General features: G+C 69.3%; 22 protein-coding genes. 6 read left to right on the forward strand and 16 right to left on the reverse strand.

Features of this window, described 5'->3' with window-relative positions; translation table 11 throughout:
- Positions 1 to 37: 37 nt before the first annotated feature.
- The 10 genes from ABGB08_RS20320 to ABGB08_RS20365 all read right to left on the reverse strand — a co-directional run bounded on the left by ABGB08_RS20320 (position 38) and on the right by ABGB08_RS20365 (position 8,221).
- Complete coding sequence (locus ABGB08_RS20320) at positions 38 to 1,210, reverse strand: ABC transporter permease (RefSeq protein WP_347592617.1); 1,173 nt, start codon at positions 1,208 to 1,210, stop codon at positions 38 to 40.
- A gap of 17 nt (positions 1,211 to 1,227) precedes the next feature.
- On the reverse strand, positions 1,228 to 1,908 hold the full coding sequence (locus tag ABGB08_RS20325; protein WP_347592498.1) for an ABC transporter ATP-binding protein: 681 nt from the start codon (positions 1,906 to 1,908) through the stop codon (positions 1,228 to 1,230).
- Positions 1,905 to 2,966, reverse strand: a complete 1,062-nt coding sequence (locus ABGB08_RS20330; RefSeq protein WP_347592500.1) for a peptidoglycan-binding domain-containing protein — start codon at positions 2,964 to 2,966, stop codon at positions 1,905 to 1,907. The genes ABGB08_RS20325 and ABGB08_RS20330 overlap by 4 nt, the downstream gene beginning before the upstream one ends.
- Positions 2,966 to 3,460, reverse strand: coding sequence for a hypothetical protein (locus ABGB08_RS20335; RefSeq protein ID WP_347592502.1), 495 nt, complete (start codon positions 3,458 to 3,460; stop codon positions 2,966 to 2,968). The genes ABGB08_RS20330 and ABGB08_RS20335 overlap by 1 nt, the downstream gene beginning before the upstream one ends.
- Positions 3,461 to 3,505: 45 nt before the next feature.
- Entirely contained in the window at positions 3,506 to 4,897 is a 1,392-nt protein-coding gene (locus ABGB08_RS20340) for an ATP-binding protein (protein ID WP_347592504.1), read from the reverse strand.
- Entirely contained in the window at positions 4,894 to 5,577 is a 684-nt protein-coding gene (locus ABGB08_RS20345) for a response regulator transcription factor (protein ID WP_347592506.1), read from the reverse strand. The genes ABGB08_RS20340 and ABGB08_RS20345 overlap by 4 nt, the downstream gene beginning before the upstream one ends.
- Before the next feature lie 46 nt (positions 5,578 to 5,623).
- Positions 5,624 to 6,319, reverse strand: coding sequence for a FadR/GntR family transcriptional regulator (locus tag ABGB08_RS20350; RefSeq protein WP_344446957.1), 696 nt, complete (start codon positions 6,317 to 6,319; stop codon positions 5,624 to 5,626).
- A 7-nt stretch (positions 6,320 to 6,326) separates the two neighbouring features.
- Entirely contained in the window at positions 6,327 to 7,361 is a 1,035-nt protein-coding gene (locus tag ABGB08_RS20355) for an MBL fold metallo-hydrolase (protein ID WP_347592508.1), read from the reverse strand.
- Between the two features lie 351 nt (positions 7,362 to 7,712).
- Positions 7,713 to 8,048, reverse strand: coding sequence for a hypothetical protein (locus tag ABGB08_RS20360; protein WP_347592510.1), 336 nt, complete (start codon positions 8,046 to 8,048; stop codon positions 7,713 to 7,715).
- Positions 8,045 to 8,221, reverse strand: coding sequence for a hypothetical protein (locus ABGB08_RS20365; RefSeq protein WP_347592512.1), 177 nt, complete (start codon positions 8,219 to 8,221; stop codon positions 8,045 to 8,047). Before ABGB08_RS20365 ends, ABGB08_RS20360 begins: the two co-directional genes overlap by 4 nt.
- A gap of 316 nt (positions 8,222 to 8,537) precedes the next feature.
- Here ABGB08_RS20365 and ABGB08_RS20370 point away from each other — a divergent pair, with 316 nt between their 5' ends.
- On the forward strand, positions 8,538 to 9,362 hold the full coding sequence (locus tag ABGB08_RS20370) for a helix-turn-helix transcriptional regulator (protein WP_347592514.1): 825 nt from the start codon (positions 8,538 to 8,540) through the stop codon (positions 9,360 to 9,362).
- Positions 9,353 to 9,565 carry a DUF397 domain-containing protein gene (locus ABGB08_RS20375; RefSeq protein ID WP_347592516.1) on the forward strand — a complete coding sequence of 71 codons (213 nt, stop codon included), beginning with the start codon at positions 9,353 to 9,355 and terminating at the stop codon, positions 9,563 to 9,565. Before ABGB08_RS20370 ends, ABGB08_RS20375 begins: the two co-directional genes overlap by 10 nt.
- 458 nt (positions 9,566 to 10,023) lie before the next feature.
- On the opposite strand, the gene ABGB08_RS20380 is transcribed toward ABGB08_RS20375, so the two are convergent.
- Genes ABGB08_RS20380 through ABGB08_RS20390 form a run of 3 tightly spaced genes read right to left on the reverse strand, consistent with a single transcriptional unit; the run spans position 10,024 to position 10,882 of the window.
- Positions 10,024 to 10,203, reverse strand: coding sequence for a hypothetical protein (locus ABGB08_RS20380; protein WP_347592518.1), 180 nt, complete (start codon positions 10,201 to 10,203; stop codon positions 10,024 to 10,026).
- Positions 10,204 to 10,240: 37 nt separating this feature from the next.
- Positions 10,241 to 10,465, reverse strand: a complete 225-nt coding sequence (locus ABGB08_RS20385) for a helix-turn-helix transcriptional regulator (protein WP_347592520.1) — start codon at positions 10,463 to 10,465, stop codon at positions 10,241 to 10,243.
- A gap of 9 nt (positions 10,466 to 10,474) precedes the next feature.
- Positions 10,475 to 10,882, reverse strand: coding sequence for a hypothetical protein (locus tag ABGB08_RS20390; protein WP_347592522.1), 408 nt, complete (start codon positions 10,880 to 10,882; stop codon positions 10,475 to 10,477).
- A gap of 1,255 nt (positions 10,883 to 12,137) precedes the next feature.
- On the opposite strand from ABGB08_RS20390, the gene ABGB08_RS20395 reads away from it, so the two are divergent.
- On the forward strand, positions 12,138 to 13,544 hold the full coding sequence (locus tag ABGB08_RS20395; RefSeq protein ID WP_347592524.1) for a DUF222 domain-containing protein: 1,407 nt from the start codon (positions 12,138 to 12,140) through the stop codon (positions 13,542 to 13,544).
- Between the two features lie 36 nt (positions 13,545 to 13,580).
- Here the strand turns inward: ABGB08_RS20395 and ABGB08_RS20400 are convergent, their stop codons facing one another.
- Genes ABGB08_RS20400 through ABGB08_RS20410 form a run of 3 tightly spaced genes read right to left on the reverse strand, consistent with a single transcriptional unit; the run spans position 13,581 to position 15,585 of the window.
- Positions 13,581 to 13,712 carry a hypothetical protein gene (locus tag ABGB08_RS20400; protein WP_347592526.1) on the reverse strand — a complete coding sequence of 44 codons (132 nt, stop codon included), beginning with the start codon at positions 13,710 to 13,712 and terminating at the stop codon, positions 13,581 to 13,583.
- A gap of 22 nt (positions 13,713 to 13,734) precedes the next feature.
- Complete coding sequence (locus ABGB08_RS20405) at positions 13,735 to 14,862, reverse strand: steroid 3-ketoacyl-CoA thiolase (protein ID WP_347592528.1); 1,128 nt, start codon at positions 14,860 to 14,862, stop codon at positions 13,735 to 13,737.
- Positions 14,863 to 14,922: 60 nt separating this feature from the next.
- Positions 14,923 to 15,585: a TetR family transcriptional regulator gene (locus tag ABGB08_RS20410; protein WP_347592530.1), complete on the reverse strand. Its 663-nt coding sequence runs from the start codon at positions 15,583 to 15,585 to the stop codon at positions 14,923 to 14,925.
- Positions 15,586 to 15,789: 204 nt separating this feature from the next.
- Between ABGB08_RS20410 and ABGB08_RS20415 the strand changes: the two genes are divergently transcribed.
- Genes ABGB08_RS20415 through ABGB08_RS20425 form a run of 3 tightly spaced genes read left to right on the forward strand, consistent with a single transcriptional unit; the run spans position 15,790 to position 18,904 of the window.
- Complete coding sequence (locus tag ABGB08_RS20415) at positions 15,790 to 16,851, forward strand: acyl-CoA dehydrogenase family protein (RefSeq protein ID WP_347592532.1); 1,062 nt, start codon at positions 15,790 to 15,792, stop codon at positions 16,849 to 16,851.
- Positions 16,851 to 18,005: an acyl-CoA dehydrogenase family protein gene (locus ABGB08_RS20420; RefSeq protein WP_347592534.1), complete on the forward strand. Its 1,155-nt coding sequence runs from the start codon at positions 16,851 to 16,853 to the stop codon at positions 18,003 to 18,005. Before ABGB08_RS20415 ends, ABGB08_RS20420 begins: the two co-directional genes overlap by 1 nt.
- Positions 18,002 to 18,904, forward strand: coding sequence for a bifunctional MaoC family dehydratase N-terminal/OB-fold nucleic acid binding domain-containing protein (locus ABGB08_RS20425; RefSeq protein ID WP_347592536.1), 903 nt, complete (start codon positions 18,002 to 18,004; stop codon positions 18,902 to 18,904). The genes ABGB08_RS20420 and ABGB08_RS20425 overlap by 4 nt, the downstream gene beginning before the upstream one ends.

An 18,904-nucleotide genomic window follows, 5' to 3' on the forward strand; every position in this document is an offset into this window, starting at 1 on the left:
ACGAAGCCCGCACCCAGCTGAGCGGGGCATAAACCACCTATGGAGCTGCGAGGGCCTCCGTGGGAGGCATCCGGGCGGCCCGGACGGCGGGGTAGAAACCGGCGAGCCCGCCGATGACCAGTGTCGCCACCACGCCGCCGATCATCGCCCAGGCGGGCACGATGGCGGGCCAGCTCTGGTAGGTGGCGTACGCCCCGGTCACCCCGATGCCGAGCAGCACCCCGCCGACGCCGCCGAGCAGCGAAAGCAGCAGCGACTCGGCCAGGAACTGCAGCCGGATCTGCCCCCGGGTAGCCCCGAGCGACCGGCGCAGGCCGATCTCCGCCCGCCGCTCCAGGACCGAGATGACCATGGTGTTGGCCACCCCGACCCCGCCGACCAGCAGCGCCACCCCGCCGAGGCCGAGCAGCAGCGCGTTGAGCGTCGCGTCGGTGGCCTGCTTGGCGGCCAGCGCGTCCGACGGCCGGGAGACCTTGACCTCCTGCGGGTTCTCCGGGTTGGCGGTCCCCGCCAGCACCCCTTGCACGGCCACGACCTGGGACTCCTCGGCCCGGGTGTACACCGTGGTGGGATATCCGTCGAAGCCGAGCCGTTCCTCGGCGACGGGCCAGCCGACCAGCGCGGCGGTGTCCAGCTCGGGCGCGAGCGGCGCGGGAGCCAGCACCCCGACGACTGTGAACCACTGCCCGCCCAGCCACACCCGCTGCGCGGGGCCGGGCTGGTAGACGCCGAGCCGGTCGGCCGCCGTCGCGCCGAGGACCACGGCGGGGTAACGTTCGGTCGCCGCGTTCAGCCACCCGCCGGCCGCGACCGTCGCGCTCACCTTGCCGAGCAGGTCCAGCCGGGCCGCGGTGACCGCGATGCTGCCGCTCTCCGCCACCGGGATCCGGTCGTTCCGGTACACCTTGGCGGGTGTGGTCCCGATCGCGGTCACCGCCGTCACCGGCCCGATCCGGGCGATCATCCGCTCGGCGTCGGCCGGCAGGTGCGAGTGGTCGCCGAACAGGGACTGCCCGGGTGCGACCGTCAGCAGGTTGGTGCCGAGGGCGGCCAGCCGGCGGTTGAGGTCTTCCTGACTGGACGCCGAGATGCCGACCACGGAAAGCATGGCCGCGATCCCGATGGCGATGCCCAAAGCCGACAGGAAGACGCGCAGCGGGCGCGACCGCAGCCCCGCTCCGCCCACCCGAACCACGTCCCGCGGGCTCATCCGCGCGGGCCGATAGGTCACCACGTGCTCACCTCCAGCGCGGAGTCCCGTACGACCCGGCCGTCCAGGAGCTCGATCTGGCGGGGGAGCGCGGCGGCGAGGTCGCGGTCGTGGGTGATGACCAGGACCGTGGTGCCGCCCGCGTTGAGCTCCCTGAGCAGGGCCAGCACCGCGGCTCCTGAGGCGGAGTCGAGGTTGCCCGTGGGCTCGTCGGCCAGCACGACCGCCGGGTTTCCGACGACGGCGCGGGCGATCGCCACCCGCTGCCGCTCGCCGCCGGACAGCTGGTGCGGCCGGTGGTCGAGGCGGTGCCCGAGGCCCACCCGCCGCAGCGCGAGCTCGGCCCGCCGTCGCCGCGCGCCCAGCGGCACCCCCGCGTACAGCAGCCCGTCCGCCACGTTGTCCAGCACCGGCACACCCGCCGCCAGGTGGAACTGCTGGAAGACGAACCCGATCGCGCGGGCCCGCAGCGCCGACAGCTCGCGGTCGGTCAGTGCGGCCACGTCGTGCCCGGCGATCCGCACGGTCCCGCCGGACGGGCGGTCGAGCGTGCCGATGAGGTGGAGCAGCGTCGACTTGCCCGAGCCGGAAGGACCCACGATCGCGGCCAGCTCGCCCGCCCCGATCGTCAGGGACGCCCCGCGCAGCGCGGTCACCTGGCCGTTGTAGCGCTTGCTCACGTTCGCCAGCTCGATCATCGCGGCACCACCACGGCGGCGCCCTCGGCGACCCCGGTGACCTCGACCTGCCCGTCCGCGAACAGGCCCGTCTCGACCGGCAGGTAAGAGCCGTCCACCGCCTGTACGGCATAGCCGCCCTCGGCCAGCGCGACCAGCGCGTTCACCGGGACCGCGAGCACGTCCGCCCGGGTCCTGGACACGATCGTCACGTCCACGGGCGCCTTGTCGTACGCGGACAGCCGCTTGGCCGGTTGGACCACCACGCGGATCGTGGTGACCGGGTTCTGGCCGGTGCTCGTCGTGGCGACCTTCCCGACGCTGGTCACCTTCCCCTTGACGGTCGCACCGCTGGGCAGTTCGACCGTGGCCGCGACGCCCTTCCTCACCAGGTCGGCGTCGGCCACGTCCAGGTCCACGTCGACCTGCTGCCGGGTCCCCGTGTACGCGAGGACGGGCCCGCCGGCGGGGGAGCCGGCCGTGGCCGTCACGTCGGCCACCCGGATGGCGGCCCGCGCGAGCACGACGTCGCCGGGGCTGACCCGGCCGGTGACGGGAACGCCGAGATCGTCCTGCCACGCCTCGACCGCGTCCGTCGTGGCCGACGTGAACGTCCGGTCCACGGTGAACCCGTCATACCCGAGGGCTTTGAGGTTCTTCTCCAGCTCCTCGACGTCGCGGCCCACCACGCCGCTGGACAGCGTGCGGTAGAGGGGCAGCGTGCCGTACAGGAGCGGCACCTTGTCGTTGTCCACGCTGTAGACCGCCCGGCCCCGCTTGATCGTCTTGCCCTCCTCGGGCAGCCAGGTGATCGTGCCCTGCCCGGCGGCGCGGACGGTCGTGGGGTCGCCGTAGCCGAGGGATCCGGCGACGGTCTCGGTCGCGTTGAGCGTGGTCCGCTCGACCTTGGCGGTGGCCGGGGGCGTACGGGTGAGCGCGGGCTCGTCCCCGCCGCCGACCCCGACGGCGGCCACGACGGCGGCGGCGAGCACCGCGGTGGTGCCGCCGACCGCGAGCGCGGTCCGCCCGCGCCGCCGGTGCCGAGCCGGAGCCTCGACCGGGACCTCCTGATCGATCATCACTTTCCTCCGGTCAGGGGGGAGAGCTTGTCGCGACAGGCGTCGAAGGCCTTCAGCACCTTGGGGTCGTTCCGGTTGAGCCCTTCCATGGGGATTCGCCCAGACGCCGGGTCAGGGTCGGGCATGTCCACGCCGTTCGCGCGCATGCACTGCGCGAACTGGCGCAACGCCTCCTGGACTTCAGGGTCCGTCGGGTCGATGTCGCCCGCGGGCGCGAGCGATCGGCAGGCCTGCACCGCCTTCTCGACGTTGCCGGTGCTCTTGGGCAGCTCGTCGAAGGTGCCGTCCGGGCCGGGATCGGGCATGTCCACGCCGTTGTCCCGCATGCACTGCGCGAACGCGCGAGGATCGGCCGAGGCCGACGCGGACGAGCTGGCGCCGGGGGTGGCGCCGTCCTTGAGGGACGCGACGCCGGTGTTCGCGGGCGACTGGCCGCATCCGGCGAGCAGGCCGATCAGGAGGCCGACGGCCAGGCCGGTTCGATGAATTCTCATGCCCGGATGCTGGCGCGGCTGCCTCGGAGCGGGCTCGGAGCCACCTCAACGGGGCAGCAGGATCCGGAACGTCGCGCCGCCGGGTTCGCTGCCGAGCTCCACCCGGCCGCCGTGCGCCCGGACGATGGCGGCCACGATCGCCAGGCCGAGCCCGGCGCCGCCGTCCGCGCGCGACCGGCTCCGGCTCGCCCGGTAGAGCCGCTCGAAGACGTACGGCGCGTCCTCGGGTGGGATCCCGGGGCCGGTGTCGGCGACCTCGACCACTCCCTGCGCTGGGGAGACCCCGACCCGGACCGTGATCTCGGCCTCGGCCGGCGTGTGGGTCAGGGCGTTGCCCACCAGGTTGGTCAGCACCTGGCGGAGCCGGGCGTCGTCGCCGGGCACGATCACCGGCCGGAGCGGGCCCTCCCCGTACGGCATGAGCCGGATCTTGCGCGCCGGCACCCTGACCCGGGCGTCCCTGATCGTGTCGGCCGCGATCTCTAGCAGGTCGACCGGCCGCCGGTCCAGCGGGCGCTCCTGGTCCAGCGCGGCCAGCGTCAGCAGATCCTGGACCAGCACACCCATCCGGGTGGCCTCCTCCTCGATCCGGCGCATCGACTCGTCCAGCTCGGGACCCGGCGGCGAGCCGCCGTGCCGGTACAGCTCGGCGAAGCCGCGGACCGAGGTCAGCGGGGTGCGCAGCTCGTGCGAGGCGTCCGCGAGGAACTGGCGCAGCCGCACCTCGGACGCGCTGCGCGCGGCGATCTCCCGCTCGACCCGGTCGAGCATGACGTTCATCGCCAGGGCGAGGCGGCCCGGCTCGGTGTGCGGGTCGGGCCCGGGCGCCCGGTGGGCGAAGTCGCCGCCCGCGATCCGCGCCGCCGAGTGCTCCATGCGGGTGAGCGGGCGCAGGCCGAGCCGTACCACGGCGGCGGCGGCCGCGCCGAGCAGGAGCAGCACCGCCGCGGTGACCAGAACCTGGATGACGTTCAGCTTCGACTCGGTGTCCAGGATCGGGCGGAGCGAGCCGGCGACCACCGCGACACCGCCGTTCGGAACGGCCTGGACGGCCACCCGCCACGGCCCGGTGGCCGAGGGAACGTCGAACTCCTGGCCGCCGCGGGCCACCAGCTCGGCGAAGGGCGGCAGCTGAGGATCGCCGGGCTCCGGACTCATCAGGGACGCCAGGGAACCGTCGGCCGCGTAGACGTAGAAACGATTGTCGATGGCCAGCCGCTTGGCGATCACCTCGGTCGGCAGTTGGAGGCTGGTGTAGTCGAACGCCGTCGACACGCGCGCGAGGGCGGTCGCGTTCGAGATCAGCTGCTGGTCCAGCCGGTCCACCAGGTAGCCGCGGAGCAGCGCGGCGCCCACGACGTTCGCCAGCAGCAGCCCGACCGCGGTCAGCGCGAGGATCGCCACCACCAGCCGGGTGCGCAACGTCCACTTTCTCATCGGGGGAGCCGCAGGGTGTAGCCGACGCCGCGGACCGTGTGGATCAGCGGGGGATCCCACCGGTCGATCTTCTTGCGCAGGTAGTAGACGTAGGACTCCACGATGCTCGCGTCGCCGTCGAAGTCGTAGTGCCACACGTTGTCCAGGATCTGCGCCTTGCTCAGCACCTGGCCCGCGTTCGTCAGCAGGTATGCGAGCAGGTTGAACTCGGTCGGCGACAGATCGACCGGCACGCCGCCGCGCCGCACCTCGTGCGCGCCCGGATCCAGCTCCAGGTCCGCGTAGCGCAGCGCCTGATTCTCCCGAGCCGGTACGGCTCGCGCCCGCCGCAGGATCGCGCGGATCCGCAGCACCACCTCCTCCAGGCTGAACGGCTTGGTCACGTAGTCGTCCGCGCCGATCAGCAGCCCCTTGACCCGGTCCTCAACCGTGTCGCGGGCGGTGAGGAACAGCACCGGCACCCGATCGGTCAGCCGCCGCGCCACCTCGAACCCGTCGAGGTCGGGGAGCATGACGTCGAGCACGATGAGGTCGGGCCGGAACCGCTCGGCCGAGACCAGGGCCGCCCCGCCCGTCCCTGCGGCGCAGACCTCGAAACCGGTCAGCCGCAGGGTCTGCGAGAGCAGCGCGCAGATGTTCGGCTCGTCGTCGACGATCAGAACCTTGCTCGTGGGGTCCATATCCCCAGCTTCTACCCCGGCAAGCTCAACGTCGGCTGGGAGCCGGTCAGAGGGCTTGGCGGAGCCATTCTTCGACGCCGGCGATGTGGACGGTGGCCCAGGCCTGGGCTATCTCCGGTTGGCGGGCGGCGATGGCCTCGTAGATGGCGTAGTGCTGGTCGAGGGTCTTGCTGGGGGCGTTCTCCTGGGTCAGGCCGCGCCAGACCCGGGCTCGGGTGGTGGGGCCGGAGAGGCTCTCGATGAGGGAGCAGAGGACGGCGTTGCCGGAGCCCTCGGCGATGCGCTGGTGGAACTCCAGGTCGTTGGCGACCAGCTGTTCGATGCTGGGGTTGGCGGGGAGGGCGTCGAGGATCTTGCGGAGTTCCGCGATGTCGGTGTCGGACATCGTGGTGGCGGCCATGGCGGTGGCGGCGGGTTCGAGGATGCGGCGGACCTGGAAGAACTGCAGGACCGTGTCGTCGCGGTGGAAGTCGACGACGAAGGAGAGGGCGTCGAGGAGGAGACGGGGTTCCAGGCTGGTGACATAGGTGCCGTCGCCTTGCCGTACATCCAGGACGTTGATCAGGGCGAGGGCGCGGACGGCCTCGCGGAGGGAGTTGCGGGACAGGCCCAGCCGCTCGGCCAGGTCGGCCTCCTTGGGGAGCCGGTCTCCGGGAGCCAGCTCGCCCGTGATGATCATATCTTTGATTCTGTCGATCGCCGCGTCGGTAACCGCCACGCTACGCACCCCACCCATAGACATCCGATGTCTATGAGTGTATGACGAACCGGACCGGCTCATCTGCTGTGCGTTCGATCACATCGCGGACTTCGAGGGTGCGCAGGTGGGCGGCGGCTTCTCCGGCGGCCATGCCGCGCAGCATCGGCGGAAGCTGGTCCCAGGGGCGGTTCCAGGTCATCCGGGCGGCGACCTCCCAGATCGTGAGGGGTTCGGGGGTTTCAGCCAGGAGGGTCTGCAGGCGCTGGAGCTTCTCCTCGTGGTGGGTGTGGATCTCGGCGGCCCGGGCGGAGACGTCGGGGAATCGGATCTCGTGGGCGGGGAGCGCTTCGATCGGGCCGAGTTCGGTGACGCGCAGCAGCGACGTCATGAAGTCGCCGAGGGGGTCGACGTCGTTGCGGTCGTAGGGGTAGATGCCGATATGGGGGGTGATGTCGGGGAGGACGTGGTCGCCGGTGAAGAGGCGGTCGGTGTCTTCGAGGTGCAGGCAGATGTGGCCGGGGGAGTGGCCGGGCGTCCAGATGGTACGCAGGCGGCGGCCGGGGAGGTCGATCAGGTCGCCGTCGGCCAGCGACAGGTCGGGAAGCGCGGGAGGTTCGGGGCGGTTCGCGACGCCCTCGGCCACCTCGTGGCTGTCGGCTCCGGCACGGCGCAGCATGTCGGCCTGGAAGTTCTTGTGGTTGCCATCCTTGACGACGTCCCGGAACAGTCGTACTAAGGCGATATCGGCTTCGTGCATCGCGATCCAGGCACCGGAGCTTTCGCGGACCTGACCGGCCAAACCTGAATGATCCGGGTGGTAATGCGTCACCACCACACCGCGCACATCTGCGACATCCATCCCGACACTGGCCAGCCCTTCCGTCAGAGCCAGCCAGGCATCCGGATGGTTCCATCCCGCGTCGATCAACACCGGCCCACCCGGCGACTCGACCGCATACACCAGCGTGTATCCGAGCGGATTGCCCGGAATCGGCACCGGCACGCTCCACACGCCCCCACCGACATCCATCGGCCGCTGCTCGATGTACGCCCGCCGCCGTGACCTGACGCCGCTCTCACTCACGCTAGCCATCCACTCCCAGGGTCCACGGCCGAGCCGCCCCCCGAATAAGCCCTACGCAAGCGAATCAAGCGCTTGGTACGCCAAGTCTACCGATCAGATAATCGACTCCCCCATCATGGCCCTCGAGTTCCCGGAGCCCAACCCGAGGCTTTCGGCGCCAGCGGGTTGGCTCACCTCGCTGCTTGGGTCCAGGGCGCCGCCGCGCTGACCTTCTCCAGGAACGGGCGTTTCCTCCTGATCGGCGGTCTTGCCGGAGTCAATCCGGAGGGCGGTTCGCTGATCCTCCACGACCTGGCCCAGAGCTGCGACCCGGCGTATGCGTTGGGGTGGTCTCGACGAGGGCGCTGATTTTCAGCTCGTCCTCGGCGTCTCCCCGAGATCCATGAATCCGCGGTCTACCTTGTCCAGGTCGTCCAGGTCATCATCGTCCAGGTCGTCCAGGTAGTCGTCGTCCAGGTCGTGCTCGTCTAGGTCGTCAGAGTCGAGGTCTGGTTTGACCCCTATGGGACGGCATAGGTCTGGGGCGAACCTGAATATGGTCTTGGGGCTGGTCGGTTCGGGGGAACGGCGGATGGCTATACCGCCTGGGATCGCCGCCACGTAGATGCACTCGTCGTCCCGGACGTAGGGGGGCGTGATGTCATGCCAAATCGTGCCCTCGGGGATGAACCTGTCCAGCATGGTCATGGTGGCTGCTCCTTCTTGTTTCTGCGGTCGCGGTTGTTCTGCGGTCGTGTGGTCTCGGTGAGCCGACTGGACGCCGAACTCCCATTCCGGGAAGGCCCCGCCTCGATCGCATCGGCGAGGCCGAGGCCGAGGAAGTCCGGGCCGACGCGATCGATGCCGAGGAAGTCCGGCACGACGCGATCGAGGCGGAGGAAGTCCGGGCCGACGCTTTGGCCGGGCGTGATCGTGGCCGATCACCCGGGCGGCCGTGCGGTGTCCTGCGTGGGTGATGAGTGGTTCGAGTGCTGCTATTTCCGGTTCGCCCTTTTAGTCGTGCGATTTTGGGTGAGGAGTTGTAGGACGTGTCTTCGTGGCTCTTGACTAACTGCGCTTAGCGTGCCGTTAATCAGCTTTGATGCGAAGAACATCGGCCACAACGTAAATCGGACAGGTTTGTACGATCATTGTGCGACCGACGTCCGGGCATCCAAGACACAGAACGGAGGCAGAATGCCCGCCGCCCGAGAGCTGGACCCAAATGCTGGTCCAGTCGCCCTCCTCGGCTTCGAACTGCGAAAATTCCGGCTGGCCGCGAAATGGTCCCAAGAACAACTAGCCGAAAAGATCAACTTCAGCGCGTCCCTGGTCGGTTTCATCGAACGCGGCGACCGCGTTCCCCGGCGCGACTTCATCGAACGCTGCGAGGAGGTGCCCGGCCTGGACGGCGAACTCCTCCGCCTCTGGCCCCGCATCAGCCTGGAATCAAGCCCACGCTGGTTCCGCCCCTGGCTGGAGATCGAGGCCGAGGCTCGTACGCTGCGCACCTGGGAACCCAACCTCATCCCCGGCTTGCTGCAGACGGAGGAGTACATCCGCACGACTTACAGTGGCAGGCCAGGACTGACGAGAGAGAAGTTCGAGGAACTCGTCGTCGCCCGCATGAATCGACAAACGATCTTCGATCGTTCCCTCCCACCCATCTTCTGGGCCGTCATCGACGAAACGGTGCTCTGGCGTCCGCTCGGGGGCAAGGAGGTGATGCGCCGCCAGCTTGAACATCTGATCGAGATGTCGAATCATCCGTTCGTCACGATTCAGGTAGTCCCTCTGGCCAGCGGATCTACGGCTGGGCTTGCTGGAGCTTTCGTGATAGCTCAGCTACCGAGCCAGCCTGATACCGTGTACGTCGATTCGCCCGCACAAGGATATGTCACCGATAACGCGGCGGATGTGGCAGCCGTCAACGACAGGTATGAAGCCTTGCGTGCCTATGCGCTCCCCGCCCATGTGTCGATCGAGCTGATCAGAGAGACAATGGTGAACAGATGGACCTGAGAGACGAACTGGCAAACGCCGCCTGGCGTAAGGCGTCGTTCTCGTCGGACAATGGCGGAAACTGCATCGAGATCGCTCCTCTGTCCGGTGGTCGGGTGGCCATGCGTGACACCGAAGCTCCGGGGCAGGAGCCTTTCGTCGTCTCCGCGGGCGTGTGGAGCGCGTTCGTGAGCGGCGCGAAGGCCGGAGAATTCGACTTCTGACAGAGCATCGAAACGGTGAGCCCCTGGCCGGAACCGCCAGGGGCTTTCTTTTAGGACAGACGTGTTCGAAGGACAGCGATGAGTGGCCGTTCCTGCGTTTGTCCCACCAGGAATGCGGAGTGGGCTGCGACGGCCCACTCCTCGAATTCGCTCCGGCCTTTAACCGTTCGTGTTCTTGACATGCACCACGATGGTGAACCAAACACAGGTGATGACCTGACACTGGCGCAGCCCCGGGGCCTCCGTGGGCAGGAGCTCCAATGCGCGAACGTCGATTTCCATGTGAACTTCACCTCTCATACGGTCGCCACGGCCGGACCACCCGTTCCCGGACCCCCGGCCGAAGCGTCTCTCCGGGTTCCGTCTGCAGGCGTTCCACGGGGTTCCGTGACGTTCCATCACCCGGCCGAGGGCGTACAAAGGGCCGCCGGGCCGGAGCATTCACATATATGCGCAGGTCAGGAGGGGAGCAGGCGACGAAGTACCCTCGGAGACTGGGTGAAGAAACCTCTCGGATCTAGTCCTGCCCCGGCCAGCGGGGCGAGTTCGGCGACGGCGGGCAGGTCGGCCGGGGTGGCCTGCCGTACCCGGACGTCTGGTGCGTTAGCCCATCCGTCGGTGAGCTTGCGTTCGGTCACCTCCGCTGCGGCGGCTGCCCGGCGCAGGCGCTTGCCTTTACTTGTCAGGCCGGTTGCCTGTCGGTTCCGGCGGGTCAGGACAGAAGATTTCCTCGATGGCCAGGCCGAAGACGTCGGCGATGGTGAACGCCAAGGGCAGGCTGGGGTCGTACCGCTCGGTTTCGATGGCGTTGATGGCCTGCCGGGAGACTTGGCACCGGTCGGCCAGGTCGGCCTGGCTCCACCGGCGAGCCGCACGCAGTTCGCGCAGTCGGTTCTTCATGGCGCGCCGTCACCGGTGCAAGCGGGTACGCAGGTCCGCAATCAGCAGCCAGATTGCCACGCCACCGAGGAGGATCAACTGCGCGAGCTGATGGAGCTGGATGATGCCTGCGGCATCGAGCAGGGTAGCCACTTGCAGCCCTACGAGGACTGCGGCGAACGCGATGGCCATGCTCTCCAACTGAATCCTGCGCAGGTATTCGTCCGCGCGCCGGAATGCCCGCAGTAGCACCCAGGCCATCGCGAGGGTGAACACGGTGGTGGTCGCGATCCACCAGGCCTTCTGGGCGGTGCTCTGATCGGGGTTGCTGCCCAGGGCCAGGGCGATCCCGCCCAAAGTGACCACGGGTATGCCGTCGATGAGCACAGCGCGGCGAGCCGCACGTGTCACCTGGTCCTGCTGTACCTGCTTTGCCATGCGATGAATGTAATGCATCCCTTCCATAAAGTCAAGCAACCTTGACTTCATGGAAGGGACACCTTACATTTTGGCGATGTTGAACGAAAGACGACTCCCGCCGAGCGCTGCTCGGTACCGCCGTGGCGTCAGCCATCGCTTCCGTCCCGATGGCCACTGCGGCATTCGCCCAGTCGCGACCCGCCGCGGATTCGCCGGTCGCCGCCAACCCCACGCCGACTCCGGTGCCGCTTACCCTGCCCGCACCAACCGGTCCGCATCCCCTGGGCACTGGGCACGATCTGGTTGCACCTGGTCGACCGGGCACGCGTCGATCCCGGCAGGAATTCCCGCCCGGCCCGTGAACTTATGATCCAGATCTGGTACCCGGCACGCGCGGCCCATGCCACCCACCCGCGCCGTGGATGTCACCCGGTGGCGCCAAGCAGGAACAGGGCATCCCGTCCGCCACGCTGCTGCTACCGACCACGCACGCCCACCTGGCCCCACCGGCGAACGTGCAGCTCACGATGGATTCACGATGGGTTGAAGGAGTTGCGGAACACCAAGCGAACGCCCATGGAAGATCGCTGACTTCATCGCTGCCGCCCTCACACCTTCCCATTCGCGACAATTCGCATATAAGTAACTACACAGAGTTGCCAATCGAACGTGTGAGCGATATCCTGGGTCGTAGGTCGGCCGATCGATCCACGACAGGAGGTGGCCCGCGATGATGACCTCAGGGGCAGTGCTGCTGCCCGACCACCGGGCCCCTTCCTTCCCACCTCCGCACTCCTGCGCTCCCGCCGACCGTGACGGCCACGACCCCGGCCGCGACCCCGCCGCCGGGCTTTCCCTCATTGTCGGCTCCGGCGGTGTGCCGGTCCCGCACCCGCGAACACCTCCCCGGCGACGTCCCCGAACACCCAGGGCACAGGCAACCGACCGTATTCCCAGCGATTCCCGTGGCGCGGTCCTGCTGTTGGATCCCTCCCGAACCGACATCATCGCAGCCGACTCCGGCCGCGGATCCGGCAGCGGATCCGGCAGGAACGACGGCACCTCGCGTTCCGGCACCCCACACCCCGCAACGACGCGCTCCAGCGCCGCTGGTGCTGGTGCTGGTGCTGGTGGTGATGCGGGGTGCGGGGATCACCCTGACCGCCCTGACCGCCCTGACCGCCCTGACCGCCCTGACCGCCCTGACCGCCCTGATCATCCTGGCCGTTCTGATCATCCTGATCCGGGTTTGGCCGGCGCGGCGATACGGGACTTGCTGCGCCGGGTCGAGGCGCTCACCGCCGCCGGGTCGCCGGTGCCTTCCGACGCCGAGACGGCGATGGCCGAGATCGTGGCGTGGTCGCGGGTGATCGATCGGGCTGAGGCGGCGATCGCGGTCCGGCTGGGGGTGGCCGATGCCGGGAAAGGCCACCAGCTGTTCGGGCGGCGTTCGCTCGGGGCGTGGCTGGCCGCGGCCACCGGCTCCAGGGTCGCCCGGGCCGGGGAACGCCTCACCCTGGCCCGGCAACTGTCCCGCCTGCCCGACCTGGCCGCGCACCTGGCCGAGGGGAGTGTGCCGTTCGGAGCGGCGGCGGCCATCGCCTCAGCGGTCCGGCGTCTAGACGATGCCGATGCCCGGCTGGCCGAGCCGATCCTGCTGGACTTGGCGACCGATCCGGCGGCCACGGTGGAGGATGTGGCCCAGGCCGGTCAGGCGATCCTGGAGACCATCGACCCGGGCGGGCGGCTGGCCCGCGCCGCCGCTCAGACCGAACGCCAGCATCTCAACATCGCCGCCACCCTGGACGGGATGGGCCGCGTCACCGGCCTGCTGGACCCGGAACTGACGCTGCAGTTCCAGACCTGGCTCGAACCGCTGGCGGTCAAGAACGGCGCCGAGGACGCGCGTGATCACGGGCGGCGGATGGCCGACGCCCTGGCCGTCCGCCTCTCCGAGGGTGGGCGGCGGACGGTGATGCACGTGGCGGTCACCGAGCAGACCCTCACCGGCCAATCCGAGGACCCCGCCCACTTGCAGGACGGCACCGCGATCCCGGCCGCCGACGCCCGCCGCATGGCCTACACCGCCGACCTACGCCGCGTCCTGCGCGACGCCGACGGCGCCGTCCTGGATCTGGGCCGGGCCCGCCGGCTGGCCTCCACCGACCAACGCGAAGCCATCCTCGCCCAATACACCACCTGCAGCCGCCAAGGATGCGACATCCCCGCCTACCTCTGCGAAATCGACCACATCCAACCGTGGCACCCGGTCGGCCGCACCGACCTGGCCAACCTCGCCCCCCTCTGCACCCCCGACAACAAATGGAAATCCCGCCACCCCGACCGCGTCGAGATCATCGACCAGGGCAACGGCACCGTGGTGATGCGCTTCCACCGCCACCCCAAACTCCACCCCCGCCGCCGCCCCTGGCAACAACCCGGGCAGCCCCGGCAGCAAACAACCGCAAACTCCACCACAACCCCTGCCCCGCCCCGGGCGTCGCACCCAACCCCTGCCCCGCCCCGGGCGTCGCACCCAACCCCTGCCCCGCCCCGGGCGTCGCACCCAACCCCTGCCCCGCCCCGGGCGTCGCACCCAACCCCAGCGTCGCCCCGGGCGTCGCACCCGACTCCGGCCGCATACCCCGGACTCACCCCCGCCTGGAGGACGACACCATGACGGACGCCTACCGCATGCTGCAACTCATCGTCCTGCTCACACAGACCGGGCCGTAGGCGTGGGTGGCGGCATCTGCTCCAGTATCCGGCGAACCTCCACTACGTTCACGTCGGCGATGGCCGCCAGGTCCTCGGCCGGATACGGCCCGCCGCCGTGGCGTTCGATCATGGCCCGGATGGATTCTCGTGCGTCAGAGGCGTTCGAGGATGGTGGCGGTTGAGAGGGCGCCGCCGGCGCACATGGTGACGAGGGCGGTGGTGGTGTCGGAATGTTCCAGGGAGTGGAGGGCGGTGGTGATGAGGCGGGTGCCGGTGGCGCCGACGGGGTGGCCCAGGGCGATGGCGCCGCCGTTGGGGTTGACGCGGTCGAGGTCGGGGCGGTGCACGGTGGCCCAGGAGAGGACGACCGAGGCGAAGGCCTCGTTGATCTCGATGAGGTCCAGGTCGGGGATGGCCATGCCGGTCTGGGCGAGGACCTTGGCGGTGGCGTCCACGGGGCCGTCGAGGTGGTAGTACGGCTCGGAGCCGACGAGGGCCTGGGCGAGGATGCGGGCCCGGGGGCGCAGCGACTGGCGGGCGGCGGCTTCCTCGCTCATGAGGAGGACGGCGGAGGCGCCATCGGAGATCTGGGAGGAGGTGCCGGCGGTGTGCAGGGCCTCCTCGCCGAGGATGGGCTTGAGGCGGGCGAGGCCGTCGACGGTGGTTTCGCGCAGGCCCTGGTCTCTGGTGATGGTTCCGTGCTCGGTGGTGATCGGGAGGATCTCGCGGTCGAAGCGGCCGTCGGCCCAGGCCTTGGCGGCCAACTGCTGGGAGCGGACGCCGAAGGCGTCGAGTCGGTCGCGGGTGATGCCGCGGCGTCTGGCGATGCGTTCGGCGGCGGTGAACTGGTCGGGGAGGTCGACGCGCCAGTCGTCGGGGCGGGGGTTGGCGGGGAGCACGTTGCTGCCGAGGGGCTGGCGGCTCATCACCTCGACGCCGCAGGCGATGCCCACATCGATCACCCCGGCCTGGATGAGCGCGGCCACCAGGTGCACGGCCTGCTGCGACGAGCCACACTGCGCGTCGACGGTCGTCACCCCGGTCTGGTACGGCAACCCCGCATAAAGCCACGCATGCCGCCCCACATGCCCGCCCTGCTCACCCGCCTGGGTCACGCACCCGGCGAACACCTGCCCCACCGACAGCGGATCGACCCCGGACCTCTCGATCAGGCCGTTGAGCGCCGCCGCGAGCAGGGCCTGCGGTTTCACCCCGGCCAGCCAGCCGTTGCGTTTGCCGATCGGTGTCCGGATCGCGTCGACGATCACCGGCATGCCCATGCAGACCTCCAGAACATCACTCTGGAGGGAATGTAACCCGTTCTACTTTGGACCGAAAGTCTAGAAGCCCGCCAGCAGCCGGTCCGCCGCGATCTCGATGCGCCGCTGGATCTGCTCGTACGTCCTGCGGCTGCGCAACATCTCCAGCAGCTCGTGCACCCAGACGCTGGACAGCGACCCGGCCAGCGCGAACTGCTCCTCGGTGGCGAGCTCGGGGGTGAGCCCGTCGGCCGCGACCCGCAGCAGCAGCCCGGTCATGCGATCGCCGAACGGGGTGTCCACCTCGGCCATGATCAGAGATCGGATCAGTGCGTCCGCCAGTTCGGGCTCCCGCATCAGCCCCCGGGTGGCGCGCATCAGCACGTCGACCGCCCGTCCCGCCGGGGTCGCCGCCTGCGGAGGCCGCCGCTCGATGCTCGACTCCAGCAGATCGAGCTCCTCGCCGACGACGGCGACCACCAGATCCATCTTGGACGGGAAATACCGATAGAGCGTGCCAAGTGCGACGCCCGCGCGTTCGGCCACCGTGCGCATCTGCATCGCCTCGACCCCGCCACGGGACGCCAGCGCCGCGGCCGCCTGCACGATCCGCCTGCGCCGCTGATGCTGGCTCCGGGTACGGACACCATGGGCAGCGGAGCCGGGGGCGGAGGCCTGTCTGGGCACAGGATCAACGCCGGGGCCCACCTCGGCCACGTCCGTGATCACCCGTGTAGAGCGCATAAGAACACGTTATCTGATTTCCCTCCGTCCCGACTGGTTACTCACCGGTCACAAGCCACCACCAACACGCACGTATTTCACGATTTATCCACATGTAACGCCCGTGGAATCCGGCGCGGCTATGGACACAGAATAGAATCTGTTCTACTTTGCCTCTCGGTTGGCCTGAATCCAGTACGCCTGTGAGCACACCCTGGAGCGCCGGTGGACTTCAATCTGGACGAAACACAGACCGAGATCCGCACCCTCGCGGCCGACCTCCTCACCCGGGAGGCCACCCCGGCCCGGCTGGAGGCGTACGACAAGAGCGGCAAGCCCTACGACGCGGACCTCTGGCAAACGCTCGCCAAAGCAGGACTTATCGGCATTTGCCTCCCCGAATCAGCGGGCGGCGCCGGATACGGCCCGGTCGAACTGGCAGTGATCCTGCGCGAAGCGGGCGCGAGAGTCGCCCCCGTGCCGCTCGCTCCCAGCCTGGTCGCCGGCCTGACGATCGCCCAGCACGGGACACAAGCCCAGAAAGACGCCCTCGCCCCCCTGGCCGAAGGCGAGATCACCCTGACCTACGCCCTCAGGGAACCCGGCGCCGACCTCCAGGATCCCCCCAAGACCACCGCCACCGGCAACCGCCTCACCGGCCGCAAAAGCCTCGTCTCGTACGCCACTGAGTCCGCCGGAATCCTGCTGACCGCCGACACAGGCACCCACTCCCAGCTCTATCTCGTCGACCCGGCGGACGTCACCATCACCGACGCCCCCCTCTCCACCGGCGAACCCGGCTCGGTGATCACCCTCCAGGACACCCCCGGCCAGCCCGTCGGCGACGCCACCGCGGCCGAGGCGCTCAAGCTCAACGCCCTCGCCGCGATCACCGCCACCGCCTCCGGCGTGCTCTCCGGCGCCCTCACCCTCACCACCGACTACATCAAGACCCGCCGCCAGTTCGACCGCGCCCTCGCCGAATTCCAGGCCGTAACGGTACAGATCGCCGACGTCTACATCGCCGGACGAGCGCTCGACGTCGCCGTCTGGTCGGGCGCGTGGCGGCTGGCCCAGGGACTTCCCGCCGAGCAGGACCTGGCGATCGCTGCCTTGCACACCGCCGACTCCGCGCTCCGCGCCCTCTACACCTGCCAGCACCTGCACGGCGGCATCGGCCTGGACGTCTCCTACCCGCTGCACCGCTACTTCGCCTGGGGCAAACACGCCGCCCACCTGCTCGGCGGCGCGGAGGCCCAGCTGGACCTGATCGGAGCTCTGGTCTGATGTTCATCGAACTCAACGCCCAGCAGCAGGCCCTCCGCGATGAACTACGCGAATATTTCACCACCTGTCTCACCGCCGAGGAGCGCAAGAAGATCGCCGAGGACCCGTTCGGCGAGGCGTACATGGCGCACTGCCGCCGCCTCGGCAGCGCCGGCATGCTGGGCATGGGCTGGCCCACCGAGTACGGCGGCCGCGGCTACGGCCCCCTGGAGCAGCAGATCTTCGCCAACGAGATCGCCCGCGCCGAGGTGCCGTACCCGATCATCACCCTGCAGACGGTCGGCCCGACCCTGATGCAGTACGGCACGGCGGAGCAGAAGGAGTTCTTCCTGCCGCGCATCCTCGCCGGGGAGTGCCATTTCGCCATCGGCTACAGCGAACCGGGCGCGGGCACCGACCTGGCCTCGCTGCGCACCACTGCGGTCCGGGACGGCGACGACTACGTCGTCAACGGCCAGAAGGTCTTCACCTCGGGCGCGCACTACGCGCAGTACATCTGGCTGGCCGTCCGCACCGACCCGGACGCGAAGAAACACCGGGGCATCACGATGATGATCGCCGCCACCGACGACCCCGGCTACTCCTGGACCCCGATCGTCACGATGGACGGACGCCACCACACGAACGCCACCTACTACACCGATGTCCGGATACCGGCGGGCATGGTGGTCGGCGAGGAGAACAAGGGCTGGGATCTGATCGTCAACCAGCTCAACCACGAGCGGGTGACGCTGGGCCCGGCGGGCAACATCGCCCACACCTACCTCAGGTTCGAGCGCTGGGCCCGCGACACCGGCCTGATCGAACACCCGGCCGTCCGCCGAGCTCTAGCCCAGATATACGCATATTTCCGGACCAATGAGCTGCTCAACTGGCAGGTCGCCGCCAACATGAACCTCGGCTGGCTGGGCGCCCCCGACGCCTCCGCCACCAAGATCTACGGCTCGGAGCGCATGCAGGACGTCGGCCGGATCGTCGGCGAGACCCTCGCCAGATTCGGCGACCCCGCCGACGAGCAGACCCGCGACCTGATCGAGCGGGTGGACCGCGGCGTCAAGGGCGGCCTCGTCCTCACCTTCGGCGGCGGCGTCAACGAGGTCCAGCGCGAGCTGATCGCCATGCTCGGCCTGGGGCTCCCGAGGCCGCCCCGATGACCGACCTCCACGACCTGGCCGCGAAGGTCATCGCCGAAGGCGAGGGCCCGCGGCTGCCCACACCCAGCCCGGTGGATCGCACGATGATCCGGCACTGGACCGAGGCGATGGGCGACACCAACCCGCGCTACCAGGGCCCCGACGCCATCGCGCCCCCCGCCATGATCCAGGTCTGGAGCATGGACGGCCTGAACGGCAGGACACGGACCCGCGCCCCTCTCGACGACCTGCTCGACGCCCTCGACGCGGCCGGATACACCGGCGTCGTGGCCACCAACTGCGAGCACACCTACCACCGCCCGCTCGTCCCTGGCGAGGAACTCACCTCCGCCACCCGGACGACCGATATGACCGGCCTGAAGAAGACTGCGCTCGGTGACGGATATTTCGTGACCTGGCAGGTCACCTGGTACGCGCAGGACGAACCGGTCGCGGAAATGATCTTCAGGTTGCTTAAGTTCCGCCCCCGGGAGGAAAGATCCCCCTCCGAGGGGCGGAAGCCGTACCCCCTGCGACCGGCGGTGAACCGGGACACGGAGTTCTTCTGGGAAGGTGCCAGGAGCGGAGAGCTCCGGATCCAGAAGTGCGGCGACTGCGGTGAGCTGCGACATCCCCCGGGCCCTGTCTGCCCGTCGTGCCGCTCTGCCAAGCGCACGTACGCGGTGGCGGCGGGCACCGGTGTGGTCTACAGCTACGTCGTGCACCACAACCCGCCGGTTCCGGGACGCGAGACGCCTTTCGTCGTCGCTGTTGTGGAACTGCCGGAAGGGGTACGGATCGTGGGGAACGTCGTGGACTGCGCACCAGCGGAGGTGGAGATCGGCATGCCCGTCCGGGTCACCTTCCGCGAGATGGACGACGAACTGACGCTGCCCTTGTGGACACCGGGAGAGTCCTGA

The organism is Acrocarpospora sp. B8E8 (assembly GCF_039871605.1).
Taxonomy (GTDB): domain Bacteria; phylum Actinomycetota; class Actinomycetes; order Streptosporangiales; family Streptosporangiaceae; genus Acrocarpospora; species Acrocarpospora macrocephala.